Raw genomic sequence first — 20,225 nt, 5'->3', positions numbered from 1 at the left:
ACCTGACTTTGAACCCTGTAACCCGCTGACGGAACGAGCGGCGGATCTGCGTACAAATGTTTAATTTGTTTACTCGCTTGCGCGCCATACTCTAAAAGAGGCGGCCTCGGCGGTCGCCCCCTATCTTTTTGCTATGTTTGCGGTTCCAAAGCGGGATAGCGGCCCGCTTAGGGCGCGGGCGCGGAGTAGGTGATTTCCAACTCCCATCCATCCTGTGGACTGCCCCAGGGCGCTTCCTTATTGGTGGTCACCGTGATGGCCGTCACGCCCGCGAAACCCGGGTCGCCGAAATGGAACCAGCGTTCCATGCCGCCGCCGCCCGGGTTCGGCGAGGGTGCGTAGACATGGTAATCCTTGCGGCCAACGACTTGGCTACCGGAGAGGAAGTTCGCGTGCAGAACAACCCACATTGGCCGCCACGGCCGGCCGTTGCTGACCTTGATCGTCACTTGGCCGTTCGTGTTCTGCCAGAAGTCGACGAACTGGCTGCGGTCGTCATTGAAGAACGCGTGGATGCCGCTCGTGTCGGGCGCGGCGTAGGCTACGCTCGGAGCGGAGATGGCGAGCGTCGCCGCGAGGGCGCTTGCGAAGAGGGACTTGAGGATCATGGTAGCCTCCTTGGTTTGAGAAGCGGGTCGTACGGGTTTCCCCACGCAGCCGTTCTGTCATGGCCGTTCCCACCGCCTCCCCTCAGCTACCCCTCATCTCTCCCTCAATCACGCCTCAGGACCGCGGGCTGATGGGAACAAATACACCTAAACGGAAAGTCTCGGTCCGGTTCGACACCACGAAGATCGTAGAGTTGCGGAAGCAGAAGCAGTGGACCCAGCTGGATCTCGCCGCCGAGTCCCAGCTTGGAAAGGCGACAGTGGAGAGGATGGAAGCTGGACATAGCGTCTCCCTTGCGACCGCCCACACCGTCTGCTCCTGCTACAATGTTCGGCTGGAGACGGTCGCTAAGCTTTTCGTGGGGGACTCGGAAACCGTCGTCGAAGCCCAGCCCCGCGACCTATCCTACCTGTTCCACGACATGCTGAAGGAACTCGGGGATATCGTCGGGGAGGAGGAAGCCCGGACAGCGATGCGAGAGCTGTTTTGGAAGATGCAACGCTTCCCGTTTGGGAAGGACAGGCGGGACGAATTGTACAAGCGGGACCGTTACGACCTCGACGGCTTCATTACCATCCTAGAGTTCAGAGCAGGCGCTATCCGGTCCACGCTGGACGCGATCGCCAGCGGCAGGATTAAGCTGCGCGAAGGCGAAAATGGGAAAGACGTAATGCTGCTCGAAAAAGCCCAGGAGAAAGCGTCTGATTGGCAGAGAGCCTTCGATGCGCTCCACGAGGCTCACGTACATGCCATCCGTGAAGGTGGCCTGCTCCTCGCCCACGAGCTCCGTCAGCAGATCGCCGACCTATTGAACGAGATGTATTGGTCTTATCAGGAGCCGATGTTCTTTATGAGGGGTGTTTACTCGTCGCATTAGCAAAGGCCATACTCGCATAGCAAGTTCATAATGGCATTTTATGCCGTTTCGACCGTGCGAGTGGTGTGTATGGCAATGTCTGCTTTCGAACGGAACGGCGGCGCCTTCCTACGTCTTGGAAGAGGTCGAAAGCTGGCGGTGGAATGAGCGCCATTCCGGCCGTTTGGCCTGCCCACGCCGCCCTAGTCCGATCCCTGTCGAACGGTTTCAACCGCGAGTGAGCCCTCCGGTAGGGGGCGTAGCAGTTCGGCTTCTGTCTTCGTCAGGTAGATCCAGTGCGCCCAGTCGGTGGGACGCAGAACCACCACCTGGCGGTCATGATAAGGAACAATATCGGGACCAGGTTCGGTGGTCAGCATGGCGAAGGCCGAGATGGAGCTATCTGCGCCTTCGCGCCATATGCCGGCGATCGCCATGAATGGCGCATCGTTCAGCGTGAACCGATGTTTTGCTTTCGGGTATTTCTTACCCGTGAATTCGAAGAAGGCCGATGCAGGGATCAGGCATCGGTTGCTCTTGTCGAAATGCCGGCCGTCAGAGCGGTAGTTGAAGACTGGGCCACCCTTCGGATTGGATGGTGGGAAGCTGAAATTCATCGGCACCAGTTCAATGCCGTTGCCGGCAGCGCGCATCACCGGCGCCATGTCGTTGATCCGGATATCGTCGCTTTCCGGCAAATCGAGTTCAGTCTGTTGCGTCGGGATGCCAAGCTCGAGCGCTTGCATCATCTGGACGTATTCGACCCATTTCACATGCTGTTCGTAAGCGTTGCACATGCCGCGCACTCTATCGCGAAACGGGAACGAATTCGAGGTGGGACGTCCCTTCGGCCGGGCTCTCGGCTAGCGCTGAAGCCCCGCTCAGCGGGTCTTCACCCTTCGGGCTTCCATCCCTGACGCGACACGGCGCCGACAGCGCCTAGCCCCCCTCCTCCGGTGTCGGTCTTGCCCACCGCGAGAGTGAAAGGGCGGTTTGGAGGGCCATGACGGTGAAGGGCTGGGAGAGAGGCTTCCGGCGCCCGTCATGGAGAACTCCCATGAACAATTCAGTGACTATCGATGCCGGTCGTGACGCACCCGGTGGCTACAAGGTGGATGCGAGCCGCGGCGAACGCATCGGCCGCGTGTCCTCGGAATGGTTCAACCGTCCGGCCGATGAGCGCTACCTGTCCCTGTCCGAGTTGATGGCGTCGGTGCAGGGGCGGTCCGAGCGCAGCCGGACCCGCACCGTCGAGAGCGCTGCGATCCGGGTCGAAGCCAGCCGCGACGATGCCGAGCGGCTTGCCCTGGTGCTTCCGGGTGCGGATAGACCGGTCGCGCCGACGCATTGGAGCTTTGGCCAACTCGCCGGCATCGTGGGCGCCCCGGCGACCTACCTGCGCCAGCTTCCGGCACCGCTCGCCGGCATCAACCTGCAATACGGCCTGACCGCGCATCGCGCCGAGCAGGTCAAGACGCTCGAGGTTGAGAACGGTCGCGTCGAACTCCGCGCCGTCACTGGCCCGGACTATGGTCGCATCTATGATCACGAACTGGTTGCGGCCGTCCAGAAGATCGCCGGCAATGGCACTGGCGACACGCGCTGGAAGATCCCCGGCGTGCTCGACTGGTCCACCGGCATCTACAATCCCCGTGTCGACATCACGTCCGACACCACCACGCTCTACGCCTCCGATCGCGACGTCTTCCTCTTCCTGGTCGACGACCTCAACCCGATCGAGGCAGGCAGACTGCCGGATGGCTCGCCCGACCTCTATTTCCGGGGCTTCTACTGCTGGAACTCTGAAGTCGGGGCGAAGACGCTTGGCATCGCCAGTTTCTATCTCCGCGCCGTGTGCCAGAACCGCAATCTTTGGGGCGTCGAGGATTTCGAGGAGATCACCATCCGCCACTCCAAATATGCCGCCTCGCGTTTCGCGCACCAGGCGGCGCCGACGCTGACCCGTTTCGCCAACTCCTCGCCCATGCCCTTCGTCAACGGCATCCGGGCGGCGCGCGAAAAGATCGTCGCCCGCAGCGACGACGATCGCACGGAGTTTCTCCGCAAGCGCGGATTCTCCAAAGCGGACACAGCGAAGATCATCGAGACCGTGCTCGCGGAAGAAGGTCGGAAGCCCGCGAGCGTCTTCGACTTCGTGCAGGGCATCACCGCCGTCGCGCGCGACAAGCCGCACCAGGATGCCCGGCTCGACCTGGAGGGCAAGGCCAAGAAGCTGCTCGACCGGGCCGCCTGAATTCAGCAAAGCCGGCGATGCGGATTTCCGTGTCTCCGGTTGCGTGCCTTTCCGGGAACCCGGAGTTGCGGCGCCGTCCCTCAGAGTGAGAGGGCGGCGCCGATCTTCGTGACGGGTTGGAGGTCGAGAGAGGTTCCCGGCCGCCCGTCGCGGAGTACATCCCATGGCTACTGCCAGGAAGAAGCCCACCATCACCCTGTCGCCCTCGCGCGACATCCCCTTCAACCAGCTCGTCCTGAGCCAGTCCAATGTCCGGCGCATCAAGGCAGGCGTCTCGGTCGAGGAACTCGCCGAAGACATCGCTCGGCGTGGCATCCTTCAGGGCCTCACCGTCCGCCCTGTCGTTGATGAAAACGGCGTGGAGACCGGCATGTTCGAGGTGCCGGCCGGCGGCAGGCGCTTCCGGGCGCTGGAACTGCTCGTCAAGCAGAAGCGCCTGGCCAAGACGGCCCCAGTGCCCTGTGTCGTCCGCGAGGGCGGTATTGCCGAGGAGGACTCGCTCGCCGAAAACGTCCAGCGAGCGCCGCTGCATCCGCTCGACCAGTTCCGCGCATTCCTCACCCTGCGCGAAAAGGGTCAGTCCGAGGAGGAGGTCGCCGCGGCGTTCTTCGTTTCGGTCAACGTGGTCAAGCAGCGCCTCAAGCTCGCATCGGTCTCTCCGGTGCTGCTGGACGTCTATGCCGAAGACGGCATGACGCTCGCCCAGCTCGAAGCGTTCACCGTGTCGGGCGACCATGCACGCCAGGAACAGGTCTTCGAACGCCTGAAAACCTCCTACGACAAGTCGTCCTACGCCATTCGGCGCGTGCTGACCGAAGGCGCCGTCCGTGCCACCGACAAGCGGGCACTGTTCATCGGCACTGAAGCGTATGTCGAGGCGGGCGGCACGGTGCTGCGCGACCTGTTCGAGGGCGACGATGGTGGCTGGCTGCAGGATGTCGCCTTGGTCGACCAGATGGTGGCCGATAAGCTCAAAGCCGAGTCCGAGGCGATTGCCGCCGAGGGCTGGAAGTGGACCGAGGTCGCGCCTGATTTTGCCTACGGTCACACCTATGGTCTGAGGCGCCTCCACGGTGAACCCGTGCCGCTCACGGCCGAGGAGGAAGCCACGCGCGACGCGCTCAAGGCCGAGTTCGATCGCCTCGTTACCGAGCATGAAGGTGCCGACGAACTGCCCGACGAGGTCGACGAGCGGCTGGGCGAACTCGAGACCGCACTCGAGGCGTTCGACGAACGGCCGCTGTCCTTCGATGCCGAAGAAATCGCCCGTGCCGGCGCCTTCATCAGCATCGCTGGCGATGGCCGCCTGCGTGTCGATCGGGGCTATGTTCGCCCCGAGGATGAGGCTTCGGTCGAGCCCGAGAACGCATCCGATGGCGAAGCAACGGGTGGAGGAGCGTCGGCCGGCAACAATGCCGATGGCGTCGGCAGCGATGCCGCACCCGAGCCTGAGGAAGACGAGGGTCTTTCGCCCATCTCCGACCGTTTGATGACCGAATTGACGGCGCATCGGACGCTCGGTCTCCGGCACGCCCTCGGCGAGCATCCAGATGTCGCCTTCCGCGCCGCGCTGCATGTCCTGACGCTCAAGGTCTTCTACCAGTATGGCTCGGATAGCTGCCTGGAGTTGGGCCTCAAGACCGTCAGCTTCGGCGTCCAGGTGCCAGGGCTGAACGACAGCGTCTCGGCCGAGGCGATCCGTGCCCGGCATGAGAGCTGGACGAAGGCTCTGCCGAAGGACTCGGCCGACCTCTGGGACGCGCTTCGTGAATGGGACAGCGATAGCCGCGCCGCCTTGTTCGCCCATGTCGTCAGCCTCTCGGTTAACGCGGTCCACGAAGCCGGGAACCGACGGCCCCGTGCACTCGCCCATGCCGACCAGGTGGCGGACGCCGTCGACCTCGACATGTCGGCGCGCTGGAAGCCGACCGTCGACACCTTCCTCGGTCGCGTCACCAAGGCGCGGATTCTACAGGCCGTTGCCGAAGCGAAGGGCCAGCGCGCTGCCGACCGGATCGCCCATCTCAAGAAGGGCGACATGGCGACGGAAGCGACGACGCTGCTTAACGGCACTGGCTGGTTGCCCGAGCCGCTCCGTACACCGGCCCGGGAGACGGTCGCCGATATGTCGCCGGTGGAACTGGCCGTCGTAGAAACGGCGGAGGTAGCGGACGAAACGGCCATGGCCGACGACGACGGTATCGTCGATGATGACGATGTCGCCGCAATGACCATCGCGGCCGAATAGCCTCCCACGACCCTCACAACTGGCCCGCCGGCAACGGCGGGCCTTTCTTTTTGAAGGAGGTAACCATGCGCGAACCACCGCATGCGCTGGCACGCCGCCTCGCCGACCGGGCCGAGGCGGTCTGCCGGCATTATCTCTCCAATGGCCGCCGCCAGGGGAACTATTGGACCGTCGGCGATGTACGCAACACGCCTGGTCGCTCCATGTTCGTCCGACTTGCAGACACCGCAAGAGGTTCGGCCGGACACTGGACCGACGCCGCTACCGGCGAGCATGGCGATCTGCTCGACGTGGTGCGAGAGGCGCTTGGACTCAGAGCTTTCGCAGATGTCGCTAAGGAAGCCCGGGCCTTTCTGGGCCCGTCGCATGAAGCAGCGCGTCTGGCATCTCCTGTCCGGCAGAGTGTCCAGGCTCCAGCCGGCTCATCGGAGGCAGCCCGCCGGCTGGTGGGCATGTCGCAGCCGATCATCGGAACCATCGTGGAAACGTATCTCCGTGAACGTGGCATTACGACTTTGCACGGAACCGGATCGCTCCGGTTTCATCCACGCTGCTACTATCGGCCTGACGGCCATGGACCGACCGAAACCTGGCCGGCGATGATCGCTGCAGTTACCGATCTCGATGGGCGGCTGACCGGCGCGCACCGGACCTGGCTTGCGCCGGACGGCGAGGGCAAGGCACCCGTCGACACGCCGCGCCGGGCGATGGGTGACCTTCTTGGCAACGCCGTTCGCTTCGGCGCGCCCGGCAGCGTCATGGCAGCGGGCGAAGGCATCGAGACGACGCTTTCGCTCAGATGCGCCCTGCCCGGCATGGCGATGGCGGCAGCTCTCTCAGCGGCGCATCTCGCTGCCATCCTGTTCCCGCCAACGCTGAACCGACTCTACATCATCCGCGACAACGATCCGGCCGGTGACGGTGCCCGCGACAACCTGATCGAGCGGGCGACCGATGCCGGGATCGAGGCGATCGTCCTCTCGCCGAGGATGGAGGACTTCAACGAGGATCTCCGCTACTTGGGCCTCGCCGCACTTCGCAAATCGATCGCGGACCAACTAGTTCACCGGGATCGCCATCGTTTCCTCGAACGTGTGACCTGAACCGGTATGGAGCGCGGCGCCGTGCGGTTCACGAGGCCGGCGTCACGCGCCCCAGAAGTCTCCGCCGGAGAGAACCACGACCCGGCCTTCGAGAGGGCGATCGGGCCCACAAGCGGGCCGGCCAGACAAAGGCGTCGGCCGACTATTTTCCGGCGGCGGCTGCGCCGCCTTTCCATCGCGAGCCAAAATAGTCGGCCTCTGCCATCCTCCGCTGTCGCTCCGGCCCTCCGCGTCGCTCCGGGTGCGAGGCCATCCCGCCTGTGAGCTTTCGTCGCCAAGAAGGCCGCGAGGGTCGCGGTCCAATCGACGGGAGCATACCGTGAGCGCGTACGACGACACCGAGCCACACCACTCCGCCTCTCCAACCGATCACGTCCTCACCGAACTCCAGCTCTATGGCTGGCGTCCTTACGCCGACGAACCGGATCCGCGACCACTTCCCGACGGCGATCATGTCGCCGGAGCCGTGGTGGACATCTTCGATGCCCTCATCGCCACCTTGGCGGATACGCGCCTCGAACCTGACCTCGACGACCTGCTCTGGTCCGTCACCAACGTCTTCCACCGTGCCGTGCTGCGGATCGAGCGCCAACTGGACGACAACGAGCAGGCGCAGCGTCGCCTGCAGCGGGAACAGGATGGCACCGAGATCAAGGCGGTCGAACTCGAGAACCTCACCGCCCAGGGCCGGACGATGGTCGAACGGCGCGACGCCTTCGAACTGATGCGCGACCAGGCTGGCGACCACTACGAGCAGCACACCGGATCGGCCTGGCGACCGCGCACCGGATCGATGGTCAACCACCGGCATCTCACCTCGGCGATGATCGACAGCCGCGACTTCCTCGCCGCCCGGCGGAAGGCAGACACCGAGGTGATGCTACCCACAGGCCCGAAGATCGCCCTGACCGGCGGGCTCGACTTCAACGATCACCAGCTCATCTGGGACGTGCTCGACAAGGTTCACGCCAAGCACCCCGACATGGTGCTGATTCACGGCAAGTCCCCGAAGGGCGCCGAGCTGATCGCCGCCAAATGGGCCGACAACCGCAAGATTCCTCAGGTCGGCTTCGCTCCGAACTGGGACAAGCACGGCCGGGCCGCGCCGTTCAAACGCAACGATGCGATGCTAGACATCCTGCCGATCGGCGTCATCGTCTTCCCGGGCACCGGCATCCAGGACAATCTCGCAGACAAGGCGAGGAAGCTCGGCATCAAGCCCTACGACTTCCGCAAGAAGGACGGCGCGTGAGCGCCGCTGTATTTCCGCAAAGCCGTATCGCCATTTCCACTGAAAATCGGCTTTCAGTCCGGATTGCCATCACCGCGGTACGGCGGCACGCGCATAGGGCTCCCCTCGATCAACCGGTTCAGCAGCGCCTTTCACGTCGCTCTGATCCGACGCCGCCTGAAGCGGCCCCGGCTGTCGCGCGATCGCCAGCACTGCGATGGCCAACGTCTTCTTCACCAGGTGCCGCTCGCGATCCTTGAATTCTGCTGCAATGACACCAATCCTCCAGAACGATCGGACCGACCATCCCCCGCGCCGATTGCAGAAGGGACAATGTGCCTTCAGGGCTCGTGACAACGGCTCTTGAACAAACGAACACCACCCCCGCTCCCAAGTAGCGCTGATCCTTGGTCCGGCCCATGGCCTGACGCCATCAACCCGTAAAGGGTCCGCTACGCGAGCGTGCGGCCCTGCGGCTTCGCCCCAGCGGTGATTGCGGCCACGGGCCGGACACATCGGGCGCCTGTCGCGCGGGGGATGGTCTCCCGCCTCCAAGACAGGAGCCGGAACAATGTCACTCAACGACGCTCACGCCTTCGCTTTCAGCCTCGCCGCGACCCTCATGGTCAACATCATCATCTTTCAGGCCGGCGACGGCAGCCTCGGCGTCATGCCCGCCAGCGAATACGATGGCGATACCGCCGCCATCGTCCATGAAATCGATCCTTTCGCTCCCTGAGCAGGGGCGGCCTTGCCGTTGGAGCGGTAGTCCTGCCGGATTTCCGCTCCCGCCGCCGCTCATCTTCGGCTATACTTCAGACTGCGCCGTGGTGGTGGTGGAGGCGCGACCGTCAGACCATTTCGGAGACCACCACCATGATCTTCCTCGGCATCCTCGCCGGCGTCGCCGCAATCGGCGTTCTCTGCTGGCTGCTCTTCACACTCGCTGTCTTTGCGCTCCCCTTCTTTGCTGGCGTCACCGCTGGCATGTGGGCCCACCAATTGAGTGCAGGCTGGCTCGGCGGCATCCTCGTCGGTCTCGTCGCGGCTGGGCTGACGCTCGCGGTTGGCCAACTTTTGTTGACCTTCGTGCGGCCGCTCTGGGTTCGCATGGCCATCGCTCTGGCCTTCGTCGCCCCAGCCGCCATCGCCGGCTACCACGCCACCCATGGCATCGTGAAGCTCACGATGCCGTCGGATACGTGGCAGACCGTCTTTTCGGTGATAGGCGCGATTGCAGTCGGCGTCACCGCTTTGGTGCGTATAGCGGCGTTGGCCTCGGCCGAGCCATCCGGGCCAGGCACAGCGCGGGCATGATATCGCCCGAGCGAAAGCAGCAACACCAGCGGCTTTCATCCTCATCTCGCCGTCATCGTCGGAGTTATCGGCAGGGAGCGCAGGCCATCCGATGCGACACCGGCTATCGCTGCATCGTTCGAGGAGCGTCAAGTCAGGTAGGGACGCCTCGCCGCTGGATGCCTAGCGCCAGCGTTGCTGGTCGGTCAGCGCAAGCCAACGGTCGCCCTCGGAGCGGGCGGTTTTAGTTTCCGAGCAGGATGGATTCCAGCCCCTACGCCTTATGGCTACACTCAGCGAATCTCGGCGCAGCCGTCATGCGCCGAACGCTCGCTCGACCGCGCCGGAGGAAAATAACAAATGGCGAATGATGACCGCACCAAGATAATTCCCAGGCGGACGCCGGAATCAGCGGCCATGTCGGCAAGCGTCAAACGGGCAATGGGGATCACCGCCACTCTCAACCGTTTGACATATAACGACGCGGATGAGGTCCGGGCCTTGTTCAGCGATCTCATCGGCAAGAAGGTCGACGACGGCTTTTTCCTGATACCACCATTCTACACGACCGGCGGGAGCGAGATCCGCGTCGGGCGCAATGTCTTCATCAATCAGAATTGCACCTTCTATGACCTTGGCGGGCTCGACATTGGCGACGATGTGATGATCGGGCCGAATGTGAGCCTCATCACCTCAGGCCATCCCCTTGAACCTTCGCGGCGGCGCGACTGCGTCACCGCAAAGCCCATCGTCATTGAAAGAAATGTCTGGATCGCGGCCGGCGCGACCATTGTCGGCGGCGTCACGGTCGGCGAGAATTCGGTCGTCGCGGCGGGTTCGGTCGTCACCAGGGACGTTCCTCCGAATACCCTTGTCGGAGGAAATCCAGCGCGGGTCATTCGTTTGATCGCCGACTGAGGAAACGTCCGCAAGCGGTCGATACCGTTGAAAAAGTCCGGGTCGCGGCTGCAAATGGCATTTGCGTAGAATGGTGTTTCCGCAAAGACCCAAAATTGAATCCGGATTCCATGCAATACGCTGGGGTGGAAAGGGATTCTATTATCGGTGGCGACATTGCGGTGCGGCGGACTTTTTCAACAATATCGGTCGAAATCTGCCATCAGCACCCGGCCCGCAGTCGGGCTTTCCCGCGTCCGCTTTGAGGTAATCACATTGTTGACGACGGACGACCACCAATGCTGGCGCTAGGCGTCCAGTGGCATGGCTTCCTGTAGTCAGATCGCGCGAATCGCACGACCTGCGATGATGTTGCGGTTGATAGCATGACATCCCGGCGGCGCGCTGGCGAAGCGCATGACATTTCCTGCGACGGACAGGCCGGTGGAATTGCCTATGATTTCGCAGCCGCAATCTCGTCGGTAGCAGAGGGGCGCCAGGTTCTCCGCTGATCGATCTTTGCGGGTCGACCGCTCCAAAACGTCCTCTTCAATGGCCTGATCTGACCGAAGGTCGGCTACGCCTCGATCGCCTATGCGGCAATGGCGCCGATCGACTTTCTTCCCCTGCCGGCTGTGCCGTCATTCCTCGCGAGACAACAAAGTCGCCTGACTGCCATCCTCCGCTGACGCTGCGGTCGCAAGCGATGCCGCGTCGATCGCCTCCGGCCTGCCGATCGCCATCGAGGCCGCAATGGTGCGGGCTCGAAGCAGAGATCAAGGAGAACTACAATGGCGACCATCGGCACTTTCAAGAAATCCGGCAACGAATTCACCGGCGAAATCGTCACCCTGAGCCTTCAGACCAAGAACGTCCGTATCGTCCCCGAGAGCCGGCAGGTCGGCGAGAACGCCCCAAGCCACCGCGTCTTCGTCGGCCGCGCCGAGATCGGCGCCGCCTGGTCCAAAACCTCCAACGAGGGCCGCGACTACCTCGGCCTCAAGCTCGATGACCCGAGCTTCAACGCTCCGATCTACGCCAACCTCTTCGACGACGAGGAAGGCGAAGGCTTCAGCCTCATCTGGTCCCGCCCCAGCCGCCGTAACGGCGAATAGGCGGCCTGAACAACGCCCCGCCCGGATACACCGGGCGGGGCGTTGTCCATTTTCAGGCGGCGCGCGACCATGCACCGCGCCTGACAAGCGCCCTTCGCCTCGCACCCGGAAACACGCCGGCGGTTTCCAAACGACGATTACCTAGTATATTGGGTGGCAGTATATTAGGTAGCCGGTGACTCCTCCCGAATGATCTTACGGGAGAGAGTTGCGAAGAACTTACGCCGGCTGAGACATGCCACTGGCCTGTCGCAGGAGGAGCTTGCGGATCGTGCCGACGTCAATCGCAACTATGTTGGCATGCTTGAGCGCGAGGAGCATGCCGCCACAATCGACATGCTCGAAAAGCTTGCAGCAGTTCTGGAAGTCGATCCAGCCGAGTTTTTCCGCAAAACCGCCTGACCGATCTGGGCACGGCGATGCGCCGCGCGCATCACGCGATGCATTCGTGCACTCGCGCATTCACCTGCCAGCCGATACTGCTGACAATGATGCAGGCGCTGCAATGACAGGCTGCGGGAGATCGGCGTGACACAAGAAGCGTTTCTGGACCAGCCACCAGAGAGCCAAGAGCTCACCAGGTACGATCGCGAGCACATGACGCTGTATATCCGCCTGCTTGACGCGGCGGCGGATGGTGCCGACTGGCACGAGGCGGTCTCGATCCTCTTTGGTTTAGATGCTGACCTCGAACCCGAACGAGCCCGCCGCGTCTACGACACCCATCTAGCCCGCGCACGCTGGATGACAGAACACGGCTACCGCAAGCTTGTTCGCGAGGGCCGTCACTAGCTCGACCGCGATGCAGCGCCCGCATCGGGCGTTGTCCACGCGAGGGCTTCCCGAGGTCTTTTCATCCGGCAATCGTGTCGCTCCCAGCACGTACGAGACATGCACGCTTGGAGGACACTGATGCGGCCGGACACATCACAGTGGCGATCCTCGTCGACGTACGACTATCTCGACGACCTCGTCGCCGCCGACCTCGCATGGGAATGGCTGCGCCGCAATGCCGACTATCAGCGCGACTACGCTGAAGTCGAACGTCCCGACGCGGACCGTGAGCGCCTGACGAACATGGTGCGAATGCGCTGGGGGCTGCGATTTCCCTGTCGACCCAACTTTCAGTGCCATCGAGACGGCAACGTTCTGGGCGCCGGGAGTCGATCCGGGCACAGTAATGCTCACAGCGATCCCGCCATTGCCATTGCCGGGCTTGGAAGGCTTTGCGCCACCTGATCTCGATCCCCGCAACGCGCAGTTAGGCCCGGACGGGCTGAGCATTGTGCACGGCGAGGGTGCCGCCGCCATCCGCCTTCTGGTGCTTGGCGATGCGCGGCCCGATCAGCCGCTCGCGGCCCTGGTTCCGCTTGACGCCGACGGCCTCGATCGCATCGAGGCCGTCACGCGGCTCTGGCGCGGACTGTATAGCCGTCGCGTTTTCCCCGATACCCGCCTGACGGCACAGCAACGCCGAAGGCTGCGCCACATGCTGCAGGCGGTCGACGGCAGCATGAACGGCGCGACCTATCGCGAAATCGCAAACGTCATTTACGGCGCGCCGCGCGTCGCAGCCGATTCCTGGAAGACCTCCGCGCTTCGAGACAGCACCATAGACCTCGTCAAGGACGGCCGCGCCATGATCGCCGGCGGCTACCGCAAGCTTCTGCGCCATCGCCGCAAGTCCTGACACGCTTCGCGGCAACGACTGGGGTGCGAATTTAGCTCACCCTTCTTCGCCATCCCCCCTCGCGGCTCCGCTCCGCCACCGTGGCCTTCGTTCGCCGCTGATCGCCAGCGGCCTCAATGAACCCACGGAGGCCCGATCATGTCCGCCAACCTCACCGGCTTGCCGCCGCGCTTTCTGCGTACTCCCGAAGCTGCTCGTTTCCTGGGTCTGTCCGGCCGCACCCTGGAGAAACACCGGACCTACGGGACCGGTCCATCCTATCGAAAGCTCGGCGGGCGCGTCGTCTACGCGATCGACGACCTGCAGACCTGGGCCGACCGGGGCGCCGTTACCTCGACCTCCGATCCCCGCGGCACTGTTCTCCCCGCAAAGCGCCATGAGGCCGTGACGCCCGTCGTTGCCGGCCGTTACGCCCGCTGACCGTCCCGCCGGTTTCCTCAATGCCAGTGCGCCGTCGCCCCCTGTCGGAACGCGGACAACTCGAACTGTTCCGTGCTCGCGGCAGCGATCTCGCACCCCGAGACACGCAGGATCTCATGGCCTATCCCTTCTTCAGTCTATCTAAATCCCATCGGATACAGCCCATCGACTTCTCCGCCGGGAACGTTGTCATCCGCGTCGAAGCCGTGCCCGAACACGGTATGGCGACCATCTGGGACGCGGATATCCTGATCTGGGCCGCAAGCCAGATCGTCGAGGCGCGCGACGCCGGACTGCGCACGTCGCGCCTGATGGCGGCCACGCCCTACGAAATTCTCAACTTCATCGGACGCGGCGTCGGCGCTCGCGACTACCAGCGCCTGAAGGCGGCGCTCGATCGCCTGCAATCGACGACGGTGGCGACGACGATCCGCCAGGCCGCGCAGGGTCGCCGGCACCGCTTCTCCTGGATCAACGAATGGGTCGAGCGCATGGATCGGCACGGGCGTCCCGCCGGCATCGAGTTGATCGTCCCCGACTGGTTCTACCAGGCGGTCCTGGACGATGCGCTCGTGCTCACGATCGACCGCGACTATTTTTCGCTGACGGGCGGGCTTGACCGCTGGCTCTATCGGCTCGTGCGCAAGCATGGCGGCCGACAGCGCGCCGGCTGGCGCTTCGACTTCCGCCATCTCTACCTGAAGTCCGGTAGCCTCTCACCCTTCAAGCGGTTTGCCTTCGAGCTGCGCCACATCGTCAGACGCCAGCCGCTGCCCGGGTACACCCTGTTCATCGAGGTCGAAATCAGCGGTCGGGTGCTGCTCTCCTTTGAATCGTCTCCTCAAGGACGACCTGTGGACGGCCTCGTGCTATCGAGAACCCGCACTATCGTGCCATCGGGAACCCGAGGCTCGTGCTATCGGGAACCCAAACCGGGGTTAACCGACTGCACGGCAAGCGAAAATCGCGCTCCTAACTTAGAATCTAACTCAGAATCTAACTCTTATAGCGCGCGCGGCATCGTCGAAAGCTCTGCCGACGGCGGCAATCGCGACGAAACACAAACGCTTCAGCCCCCGATCTTCCCGCATACGCCTTTCACTAAATCCAGTGTTCCGACACCTGAACTTCCCCTCGAACCTAAGCCGCGAGGGGCAGAATGATCGTAGCGCTCCTCAATCAGAAAGGCGGTGTCGGCAAGACGACGCTGGCGCTTCATCTCGCCGGACAGTGGGCCAGGACGGGAAAGCGCATCACGCTGATCGATGCCGACCCGCAGGGCTCGGCTCTCGATTGGTCGCAGCAGCGCGCCCGGGAGGGTCTGCCACGGCTATTCGGGGTCGTCGGCTTGGCGCGCGATACACTGCATCGCGAGGCGCCCGAACTGGCCCGTGATGCCGATCATATCGTCATCGATGGGCCGCCCCGTGTCGCCGCTCTGATGCGCTCGGCGCTGCTCGCGGCCAATCTTGCGCTTGTCCCGGTTCAGCCGTCCCCGTTCGATGGCTGGGCCTCCGCCGAGATGCTGACGCTGATCCGCGAGGCGCGGATTTATCGTCCCGAGCTTGCCGCTCGCTTCGTGCTCAATCGTTGCGCCACGCGCACCGTCATCGCCCGCGAAACGGCGGAGACCCTGGCCGACCACGATCCGCCGGTACTCGTCACAACGATCGGCCAGCGCGTCGCTTTTGCCGATGCCGCGCAATCGGGTCGTCTCGTCTTTGAGACGGACGAGGACAGCCCGGCCTCACGCGAGATTGCGGCCTTCGCCGCCGAGGTCGGGAGGATCGCGCCATGAATGGGCGGTCCTCGAAGCGCGGCTTCGCCGCACGTCCCATCTCAGCCGAGGACTGGATCAAGGAATCCGAGAAGGCGCCAGATCGCAGCGGTGAAGGGCCAGGTTTCACCGCCCGGCTGACGATCGACGTCACGCCCGAGTTGCGCGGTCGCATCAAGATCGTCGCCTTTCAGCGCGGCCAGACCGTCGCCGACATGCTGCGCGACCTGCTCGCCCGAGAATTTCCCGAGAGCCAAGGAGACACTCCGTGACCCGAAACCAGACGCCTCGCATGCGCGGCGGCCGACAGCCTATCGTCGCCACGCCATCCACAACCCTCGTTGAGCTGACCTGGATCGAGAAGAGGATCGAGCACTGGATCCGGTTCGGCCACAAGGTTCACGAGCAGGTTCTCGACCAGCGCCACCGTGTCGTCGGGTTTGCGCCCAACACGACCTTCGCCTTCGTCCGCTGGGCGGCGAACGACTTCGGCACGATCATCTCGCGCATCGATATCCTGCGCGCGGTTCGTGACGGCGAACCGTTCCAGACGCTGCCCTTCGTCAGACCCGGCGGCGACATCCTGCTGAAAGTCGACCGCTGGCCGAAGGTCGAGCGCGTGCTCCAGGCGGTCGACGCCATCGAGGCGCTCGGCATCGATCCCGTCGATGTCGCGCCCGACCATTGGCGACATATCCATAACCGCCTCAACGCCGGCCACGAGCCACGCCCCTACACCCGCGAGCGTCATCACGCCTGGCTCCGCCGCCGCAGGGCCGAACCATGAAACGGTCTAGCTACGTCGTGGCCACATGCTTCGCCGTGCTCGCGATCGGCGGACTGTCCTTTGTTCATGTGGCGCCGAAACTGATCTGGAACGCGTCAGCCAGCACGCCGATCGGCCTCTACCGCGTCCGCCCCGCAGAGCGACTTGCTCTAGGCGATCTTGTCGCTGTCGATGCTCCAGAACCACTGGCGAGCTTCCTTGCCGACAACGGCTATCTGCCGCGCGGTGTGCCAATGATAAAGCGTGTAGCCGCCCTTCCGGGGCAGAAAGTCTGTCGCAGTGGCCTGGCCATTACCGTCGATGGAATCGAGATCGACAAGGCGCTCGAACACGATCACTTCGGCCGACCACTGCCGGTCTGGCGGGGCTGCCGGCGCATCGTCAGCGGCCAAGTCTTCCTCATGAATGCGCTAGTCCGCCACAGCCTCGACGGCCGCTACTTCGGGCCGATTGCGACTAGCTCGATCATCGGTCGAGCCACCCCGCTTTGGACTGAGCAGGACACGACCGGCCGCCACGAATAGCGCGCTCCGGGCTAGTGATCGCGCTCGAACCTTCAAACGCCTATCGCAGAGAGGAGCAAAGAAATGCCACAGATCGGAGAGTTCACTCGCACGAAGTCCGGATATTCCGGCCGCGTCCGCACGCTCACGCTGGACGTGCGACTCGCCCTCGTTCCAGCCGAGCCCACGGACGCCGAAAAGGCGCCGGATTATCGCATCCACCTGGGCGAGGATGGTGACGGACCAGAGGTCGGTGCAGGCTGGAAGCGAACCGGAGACAAGGCCGGAGAATACGTCTCGCTGCTGATCGACGATCCCGTCTTCCTGCAGCCGATTCGGGCAAACCTCTTCCGGTCCGATGCCGACAAGGCGTCGTGGTCGCTGCACTGGAGCCGTGCGCCCAAACGCAGCGAACGGGAGTGAGGCCATGCCGATCCCTCGCCACCGCTTTGCCACCAGACGTCTAAAGATTCTCCGCCGCGGCGTATTCATTCTCCTTTCCGGCCTTGTCTCAATCGTCGCTTTGTCGCCGGCCACGCTCGCGCAGAATGCACCGATCGAACGAAAGGCTGCCGGCGACCGATACGCCGCGACGGTTGCCGAGGCCTCGCAGCGCTTCGGCATACCCAAAAGCTGGATATACGCCGTCCTGCAAGCCGAAAGCCATGGCGACGTCCGGGCGATCTCACCTGCGGGCGCCATCGGACTAATGCAGATCATGCCCGCAACATGGGCTGATCTTCGTCTGCGCCACAATCTCGGCAGCGATCCCTTCAGCCCGCGCGACAACATCCTGGCCGGCGCAGCATACCTGCGCGAGATGCATGACCGCTATGGCTCTCCAGGCTTTCTCGCTGCCTACAATGCTGGCCCCGGCCGCTATGAGGAATACCTTGCCGGCCGTCGTCCGCTACCTGCTGAAACGCGCGCCTACGTCGCTGCCCTCGCTCATATTGTCGGAGGCGGAAAAATTGATCGCCCTTTCGTGGCCGCAGCCGTCGAGCGCGCTAACTGGACGCGCGCGCCGCTGTTCGCTGAGCGGACCGAGTACACGTCTGCTGTCGAAGCTGCGCGGCGCGACGACCAGCGCGATGACGCATCGGTTGCAACGATCGTGCGCGATCTCTCCGCCATCTCACCCCTGTCCGACGGCCTGTTTGTCACCCGTCTCGGCCCTGCAGGCCCTCAATGAAGGCTCTCGCGGGATCGCGCAGACCGGCGTGGAGTGGCGTAAGGCGGAGAAAACTCGAGGAGCTGGGAAGAAGCACAGCGTTAGGATGGCAAGATAAAAGAGGCTCGCCCGTCGTCATCCAAGCCATTGATATGGCTCGTATTCCGGCGTGCCTGTTGGTCGGAGCGCGTGCCGCACTTGAGGATTTTGCCAACGAATTCAATGCTATTTTCGGCACTGCTCGCCTAATACCTTCATTGGCGAATTGGCCATGAGTGAGGGCGATAGCGACTTTCGCGTCCGGCCAGGAAGCGTCCGAAGCACGCGCGCGCCGAAGGCGAAGAGCTTCGTCAACCAGGTACTTCGCGCCGCCAAACGTGCTGGCCATACCGATGGCGCGTCCAATGCGGCTTCGAGGAATGGCCGCTCGCCAGTTCTCGGCCGCTCCAGTTTCGGGCGTGGCCGGATCAACTTCAGCCGCAACCGGCTCTTCTCCTCCAGCCGACGTGTCATAGTCGCCGCCCGCATTGCCCGGCTTTCTGGCCACGCCTTCCGCTCCGCGCCTCTCACCGCGCACCTTTCCTATCTGAAGCGCGACGGCGTCACGCGTGACGGCGAAAAAGCGGTGATGTTCGACGCCGGCAGCGACCGCGCTGATGACGTGGCCTTCGCCGAGCGCTCGAAGGACGATCGGCATCACTTCCGCTTCATTGTCTCGCCCGAGGACGCCGGTGAGATGACAGACCTGCGTGCTTTCACGCGTGATCTTGCCAGGCAGATGGAGTTCGACCTCGGCACACGGCTCGATTGGGTCGCCGTCGACCACTGGAACACAGACAACCCGCACGTCCATCTTCTGGTGCGTGGCGTCGACGACACCGGTGCGGACCTCGTCATCTCGCGCGACTACATCGGCCACGGCCTGCGCTCGCGTGCCGAGGAGCTTGTATCAATCGAACTTGGACCCCGGCCCGAGCACGAAATCCGCAACGCTCTGGAGAGGGAGATCACCGCCGAGCGCTGGACGCGGCTCGATGTGGAAATCCGCAGCGCTGCCGACGAAACCGGATACATAGACCTGCGCGCCGGGATGACCGGCACCGCCGACCCCGAAATGCGCCGGCTGATGACCGGCCGGTTCCAGCATCTGGAGAAGATGGGACTGGCCACGGCTGCCGGTCCCGGCGAATGGATGGTAGGCCTCGAATCCGAGCGGTCGCTCCGCGACCTCGGCATGCGCGGCGACATCATCAAAACGATGCATCGGGCCTTTGCGGAGCGCGGCCAGGATCGTGGCGTCGCTGACTTTGCGATCGAAGCTGGCATGAAGAACGCGCCGATCATCGGCCGGCTGGTGGATAAGGGCCTTCACAACGAACTCACGGGAGAAGCCTACGCCGTGATCGACGGCACAGACGGCCGCGCCCATCATGTCCGCTTCCGTGGCATCGAGGCATTCGAGCACGCGGCGCCGGTCGGTGGCATCGTCGAGGTCCGTCAGTTTGGCGGACTGGAGGATCCCCGGGCGACGCTGACGCTCGCGACCCGTTCCGATCTCGATTTGCACGCCCAGATCACAGCGCCCGGAGCCACATGGCTCGACCACCGTCTGGTCGAGCGCGAGCAGATGCCGCTTTCCCTGGGCGGGTTCGGCAGAGAGGCCCGCGACGCCATTCAGGCCCGCGCCGAGTATCTCGCCAACGAAGGGCTCGCCCGCCGCCAGGGTCAGCGCGTCATCCTCCAGCGTGACTTGCTCCATACGCTGCGCCGCCGCGAGTTGGACGCCGTCGGCAAGAAGCTGTCGGAAGAAACCGGCTTGCCCCATGTGACAGCTACGCCCGGCGAACACTTCTCAGGAATCTATCGCCAGCGCCTTACACTCTCGTCGGGCCGTTTCGCGATGATCGACAACGGCCTCGGCTTCCAACTCGTGCCGTGGTCGGCCGCGATCGAGAAGAAACTCGGCCAGCACATCTTGGGCGTCGTCAGGGAGCGCGGCGTCATCGATTGGAGCTTCGGCCGGAAACGGACGCTGGGATTGTAGTTTTTTAATGTCGCAAATGGTCGGGAATGGCGCCATCGGATCCCGGGACCGCCAGCCTTATATCGTCAAAACCGCTTGTTCATAGGTAGAATAAGGATGGCTGACCTAGGATCGTTCCAAGTGACAAACAGTGACCAATCTGTCGCCGAGAAATTACCGAGGGAGCAGCGTCGCCGACGCTACACCGGATAAAGTTTCCAATGGCGGGGATTGCAGTTGTTCTT

The 20,225-nt window shown here is 63.6% G+C and carries 24 protein-coding genes; 22 read left to right on the top strand and 2 right to left on the bottom strand.

Features of this window, described 5'->3' with window-relative positions; all coding sequences use genetic code 11:
* Positions 1-167 precede the first annotated feature (167 nt).
* Entirely contained in the window at positions 168-608 is a 441-nt protein-coding gene (locus B5V02_RS22145) for a hypothetical protein (protein WP_111546234.1), read from the bottom strand.
* A 59-nt stretch (positions 609-667) separates the two neighbouring features.
* On the opposite strand from B5V02_RS22145, the gene B5V02_RS22140 reads away from it, so the two are divergent.
* Positions 668-1,486, top strand: coding sequence for a helix-turn-helix transcriptional regulator (locus tag B5V02_RS22140; RefSeq protein ID WP_111546233.1), 819 nt, complete (start codon positions 668-670; stop codon positions 1,484-1,486).
* Between the two features lie 182 nt (positions 1,487-1,668).
* Here B5V02_RS22140 and B5V02_RS22135 read toward each other — a convergent pair whose 3' ends face one another.
* The gene (locus B5V02_RS22135) at positions 1,669-2,262 is read right to left on the bottom strand and encodes an SOS response-associated peptidase (RefSeq protein ID WP_111546232.1); all 594 of its coding nucleotides are present in this window, start codon (positions 2,260-2,262) and stop codon (positions 1,669-1,671) included.
* 260 nt (positions 2,263-2,522) lie between these two features.
* Between B5V02_RS22135 and B5V02_RS22130 the strand changes: the two genes are divergently transcribed.
* From B5V02_RS22130 to B5V02_RS22025, 21 genes are all read left to right on the top strand, one after another.
* Complete coding sequence (locus tag B5V02_RS22130; RefSeq protein WP_111546231.1) at positions 2,523-3,719, top strand: DUF932 domain-containing protein; 1,197 nt, start codon at positions 2,523-2,525, stop codon at positions 3,717-3,719.
* A gap of 163 nt (positions 3,720-3,882) precedes the next feature.
* Positions 3,883-5,967, top strand: coding sequence for a ParB/RepB/Spo0J family partition protein (locus B5V02_RS22125; protein WP_111546230.1), 2,085 nt, complete (start codon positions 3,883-3,885; stop codon positions 5,965-5,967).
* 65 nt (positions 5,968-6,032) lie between these two features.
* The gene (locus tag B5V02_RS22120) at positions 6,033-7,070 is read left to right on the top strand and encodes a DUF7146 domain-containing protein (protein ID WP_111546229.1); all 1,038 of its coding nucleotides are present in this window, start codon (positions 6,033-6,035) and stop codon (positions 7,068-7,070) included.
* A 319-nt stretch (positions 7,071-7,389) separates the two neighbouring features.
* Entirely contained in the window at positions 7,390-8,322 is a 933-nt protein-coding gene (locus B5V02_RS22115) for a DUF2493 domain-containing protein (protein WP_111546228.1), read from the top strand.
* A 550-nt stretch (positions 8,323-8,872) separates the two neighbouring features.
* Positions 8,873-9,040, top strand: a complete 168-nt coding sequence (locus B5V02_RS40715; protein WP_167458608.1) for a hypothetical protein — start codon at positions 8,873-8,875, stop codon at positions 9,038-9,040.
* 137 nt (positions 9,041-9,177) lie between these two features.
* Positions 9,178-9,618 (top strand): hypothetical protein, encoded by a 441-nt coding sequence (locus B5V02_RS22105; RefSeq protein WP_111546227.1) that lies wholly within the window; start codon positions 9,178-9,180, stop codon positions 9,616-9,618.
* Between the two features lie 339 nt (positions 9,619-9,957).
* Positions 9,958-10,515: a sugar O-acetyltransferase gene (locus B5V02_RS22100; protein ID WP_111546226.1), complete on the top strand. Its 558-nt coding sequence runs from the start codon at positions 9,958-9,960 to the stop codon at positions 10,513-10,515.
* Between the two features lie 770 nt (positions 10,516-11,285).
* Positions 11,286-11,609 carry a DUF736 domain-containing protein gene (locus B5V02_RS22090; RefSeq protein ID WP_023760184.1) on the top strand — a complete coding sequence of 108 codons (324 nt, stop codon included), beginning with the start codon at positions 11,286-11,288 and terminating at the stop codon, positions 11,607-11,609.
* 189 nt (positions 11,610-11,798) lie between these two features.
* Entirely contained in the window at positions 11,799-12,011 is a 213-nt protein-coding gene (locus B5V02_RS22085; protein ID WP_111546224.1) for a helix-turn-helix domain-containing protein, read from the top strand.
* Positions 12,012-12,122: 111 nt separating this feature from the next.
* Entirely contained in the window at positions 12,123-12,401 is a 279-nt protein-coding gene (locus B5V02_RS22080; RefSeq protein WP_342633875.1) for a DNA -binding domain-containing protein, read from the top strand.
* Between the two features lie 120 nt (positions 12,402-12,521).
* Entirely contained in the window at positions 12,522-12,848 is a 327-nt protein-coding gene (locus B5V02_RS41180; RefSeq protein WP_208647126.1) for a transcriptional regulator domain-containing protein, read from the top strand.
* Positions 12,826-13,299 (top strand): DUF2285 domain-containing protein, encoded by a 474-nt coding sequence (locus B5V02_RS22070; protein ID WP_245446101.1) that lies wholly within the window; start codon positions 12,826-12,828, stop codon positions 13,297-13,299. The genes B5V02_RS41180 and B5V02_RS22070 overlap by 23 nt, the downstream gene beginning before the upstream one ends.
* A 138-nt stretch (positions 13,300-13,437) precedes the next feature.
* The gene (locus B5V02_RS22065) at positions 13,438-13,719 is read left to right on the top strand and encodes a helix-turn-helix transcriptional regulator (protein WP_111546221.1); all 282 of its coding nucleotides are present in this window, start codon (positions 13,438-13,440) and stop codon (positions 13,717-13,719) included.
* A 20-nt stretch (positions 13,720-13,739) separates the two neighbouring features.
* Entirely contained in the window at positions 13,740-14,882 is a 1,143-nt protein-coding gene (locus B5V02_RS22060; protein ID WP_111546220.1) for a replication initiator protein A, read from the top strand.
* Positions 14,879-15,517, top strand: a complete 639-nt coding sequence (gene parA / locus B5V02_RS22055) for a ParA family partition ATPase (RefSeq protein ID WP_111546219.1) — start codon at positions 14,879-14,881, stop codon at positions 15,515-15,517. Before B5V02_RS22060 ends, parA begins: the two co-directional genes overlap by 4 nt.
* Positions 15,514-15,768 (top strand): hypothetical protein, encoded by a 255-nt coding sequence (locus B5V02_RS22050; RefSeq protein ID WP_111546218.1) that lies wholly within the window; start codon positions 15,514-15,516, stop codon positions 15,766-15,768. The genes parA and B5V02_RS22050 overlap by 4 nt, the downstream gene beginning before the upstream one ends.
* Positions 15,769-15,788: 20 nt before the next feature.
* Positions 15,789-16,283 (top strand): DUF2840 domain-containing protein, encoded by a 495-nt coding sequence (locus tag B5V02_RS22045; RefSeq protein ID WP_208647128.1) that lies wholly within the window; start codon positions 15,789-15,791, stop codon positions 16,281-16,283.
* Entirely contained in the window at positions 16,280-16,807 is a 528-nt protein-coding gene (locus B5V02_RS22040; protein ID WP_111546216.1) for a S26 family signal peptidase, read from the top strand. The genes B5V02_RS22045 and B5V02_RS22040 overlap by 4 nt, the downstream gene beginning before the upstream one ends.
* A 63-nt stretch (positions 16,808-16,870) precedes the next feature.
* Positions 16,871-17,209, top strand: a complete 339-nt coding sequence (locus B5V02_RS22035) for a DUF736 domain-containing protein (RefSeq protein WP_111546215.1) — start codon at positions 16,871-16,873, stop codon at positions 17,207-17,209.
* 4 nt (positions 17,210-17,213) lie between these two features.
* Positions 17,214-17,978, top strand: a complete 765-nt coding sequence (locus B5V02_RS22030) for a lytic transglycosylase domain-containing protein (protein WP_111546214.1) — start codon at positions 17,214-17,216, stop codon at positions 17,976-17,978.
* Positions 17,979-18,228: 250 nt separating this feature from the next.
* On the top strand, positions 18,229-20,001 hold the full coding sequence (locus tag B5V02_RS22025; RefSeq protein WP_111546213.1) for a relaxase/mobilization nuclease domain-containing protein: 1,773 nt from the start codon (positions 18,229-18,231) through the stop codon (positions 19,999-20,001).
* Positions 20,002-20,225: the final 224 nt, after the last annotated feature.

Origin of the sequence: Mesorhizobium kowhaii (assembly GCF_003253745.1) — a bacterium.
Lineage (GTDB): Bacteria > Pseudomonadota > Alphaproteobacteria > Rhizobiales > Rhizobiaceae > Mesorhizobium > Mesorhizobium kowhaii.
This window is presented reverse-complemented; position numbering and strand designations above follow the sequence as displayed.

What these genes read in the sequence shown, in the direction of transcription:
- B5V02_RS22065 (WP_111546221.1), top strand. Translation starts at nt 13,438, where the DNA reads ATGTCCGCCAACCTCACCGGCTTGCCGCCGCGCTTTCTGCGTACTCCC.
- B5V02_RS22125 (WP_111546230.1), top strand. Translation starts at nt 3,883, where the DNA reads ATGGCTACTGCCAGGAAGAAGCCCACCATCACCCTGTCGCCCTCGCGC.
- B5V02_RS40715 (WP_167458608.1), top strand. Translation starts at nt 8,873, where the DNA reads ATGTCACTCAACGACGCTCACGCCTTCGCTTTCAGCCTCGCCGCGACC.
- B5V02_RS22060 (WP_111546220.1), top strand. Translation starts at nt 13,740, where the DNA reads ATGCCAGTGCGCCGTCGCCCCCTGTCGGAACGCGGACAACTCGAACTG.
- B5V02_RS22100 (WP_111546226.1), top strand. Translation starts at nt 9,958, where the DNA reads ATGGCGAATGATGACCGCACCAAGATAATTCCCAGGCGGACGCCGGAA.
- B5V02_RS22040 (WP_111546216.1), top strand. Translation starts at nt 16,280, where the DNA reads ATGAAACGGTCTAGCTACGTCGTGGCCACATGCTTCGCCGTGCTCGCG.
- B5V02_RS22120 (WP_111546229.1), top strand. Translation starts at nt 6,033, where the DNA reads ATGCGCGAACCACCGCATGCGCTGGCACGCCGCCTCGCCGACCGGGCC.
- B5V02_RS22105 (WP_111546227.1), top strand. Translation starts at nt 9,178, where the DNA reads ATGATCTTCCTCGGCATCCTCGCCGGCGTCGCCGCAATCGGCGTTCTC.
- B5V02_RS22035 (WP_111546215.1), top strand. Translation starts at nt 16,871, where the DNA reads ATGCCACAGATCGGAGAGTTCACTCGCACGAAGTCCGGATATTCCGGC.
- B5V02_RS41180 (WP_208647126.1), top strand. Translation starts at nt 12,522, where the DNA reads ATGCGGCCGGACACATCACAGTGGCGATCCTCGTCGACGTACGACTAT.
- B5V02_RS22145 (WP_111546234.1), bottom strand. Translation starts at nt 608, where the DNA reads ATGATCCTCAAGTCCCTCTTCGCAAGCGCCCTCGCGGCGACGCTCGCC.
- B5V02_RS22090 (WP_023760184.1), top strand. Translation starts at nt 11,286, where the DNA reads ATGGCGACCATCGGCACTTTCAAGAAATCCGGCAACGAATTCACCGGC.
- B5V02_RS22140 (WP_111546233.1), top strand. Translation starts at nt 668, where the DNA reads ATGGCCGTTCCCACCGCCTCCCCTCAGCTACCCCTCATCTCTCCCTCA.
- B5V02_RS22130 (WP_111546231.1), top strand. Translation starts at nt 2,523, where the DNA reads ATGAACAATTCAGTGACTATCGATGCCGGTCGTGACGCACCCGGTGGC.
- B5V02_RS22030 (WP_111546214.1), top strand. Translation starts at nt 17,214, where the DNA reads ATGCCGATCCCTCGCCACCGCTTTGCCACCAGACGTCTAAAGATTCTC.
- B5V02_RS22025 (WP_111546213.1), top strand. Translation starts at nt 18,229, where the DNA reads ATGAGTGAGGGCGATAGCGACTTTCGCGTCCGGCCAGGAAGCGTCCGA.
- parA (WP_111546219.1), top strand. Translation starts at nt 14,879, where the DNA reads ATGATCGTAGCGCTCCTCAATCAGAAAGGCGGTGTCGGCAAGACGACG.
- B5V02_RS22135 (WP_111546232.1), bottom strand. Translation starts at nt 2,262, where the DNA reads ATGTGCAACGCTTACGAACAGCATGTGAAATGGGTCGAATACGTCCAG.
- B5V02_RS22050 (WP_111546218.1), top strand. Translation starts at nt 15,514, where the DNA reads ATGAATGGGCGGTCCTCGAAGCGCGGCTTCGCCGCACGTCCCATCTCA.
- B5V02_RS22085 (WP_111546224.1), top strand. Translation starts at nt 11,799, where the DNA reads ATGATCTTACGGGAGAGAGTTGCGAAGAACTTACGCCGGCTGAGACAT.
- B5V02_RS22045 (WP_208647128.1), top strand. Translation starts at nt 15,789, where the DNA reads ATGCGCGGCGGCCGACAGCCTATCGTCGCCACGCCATCCACAACCCTC.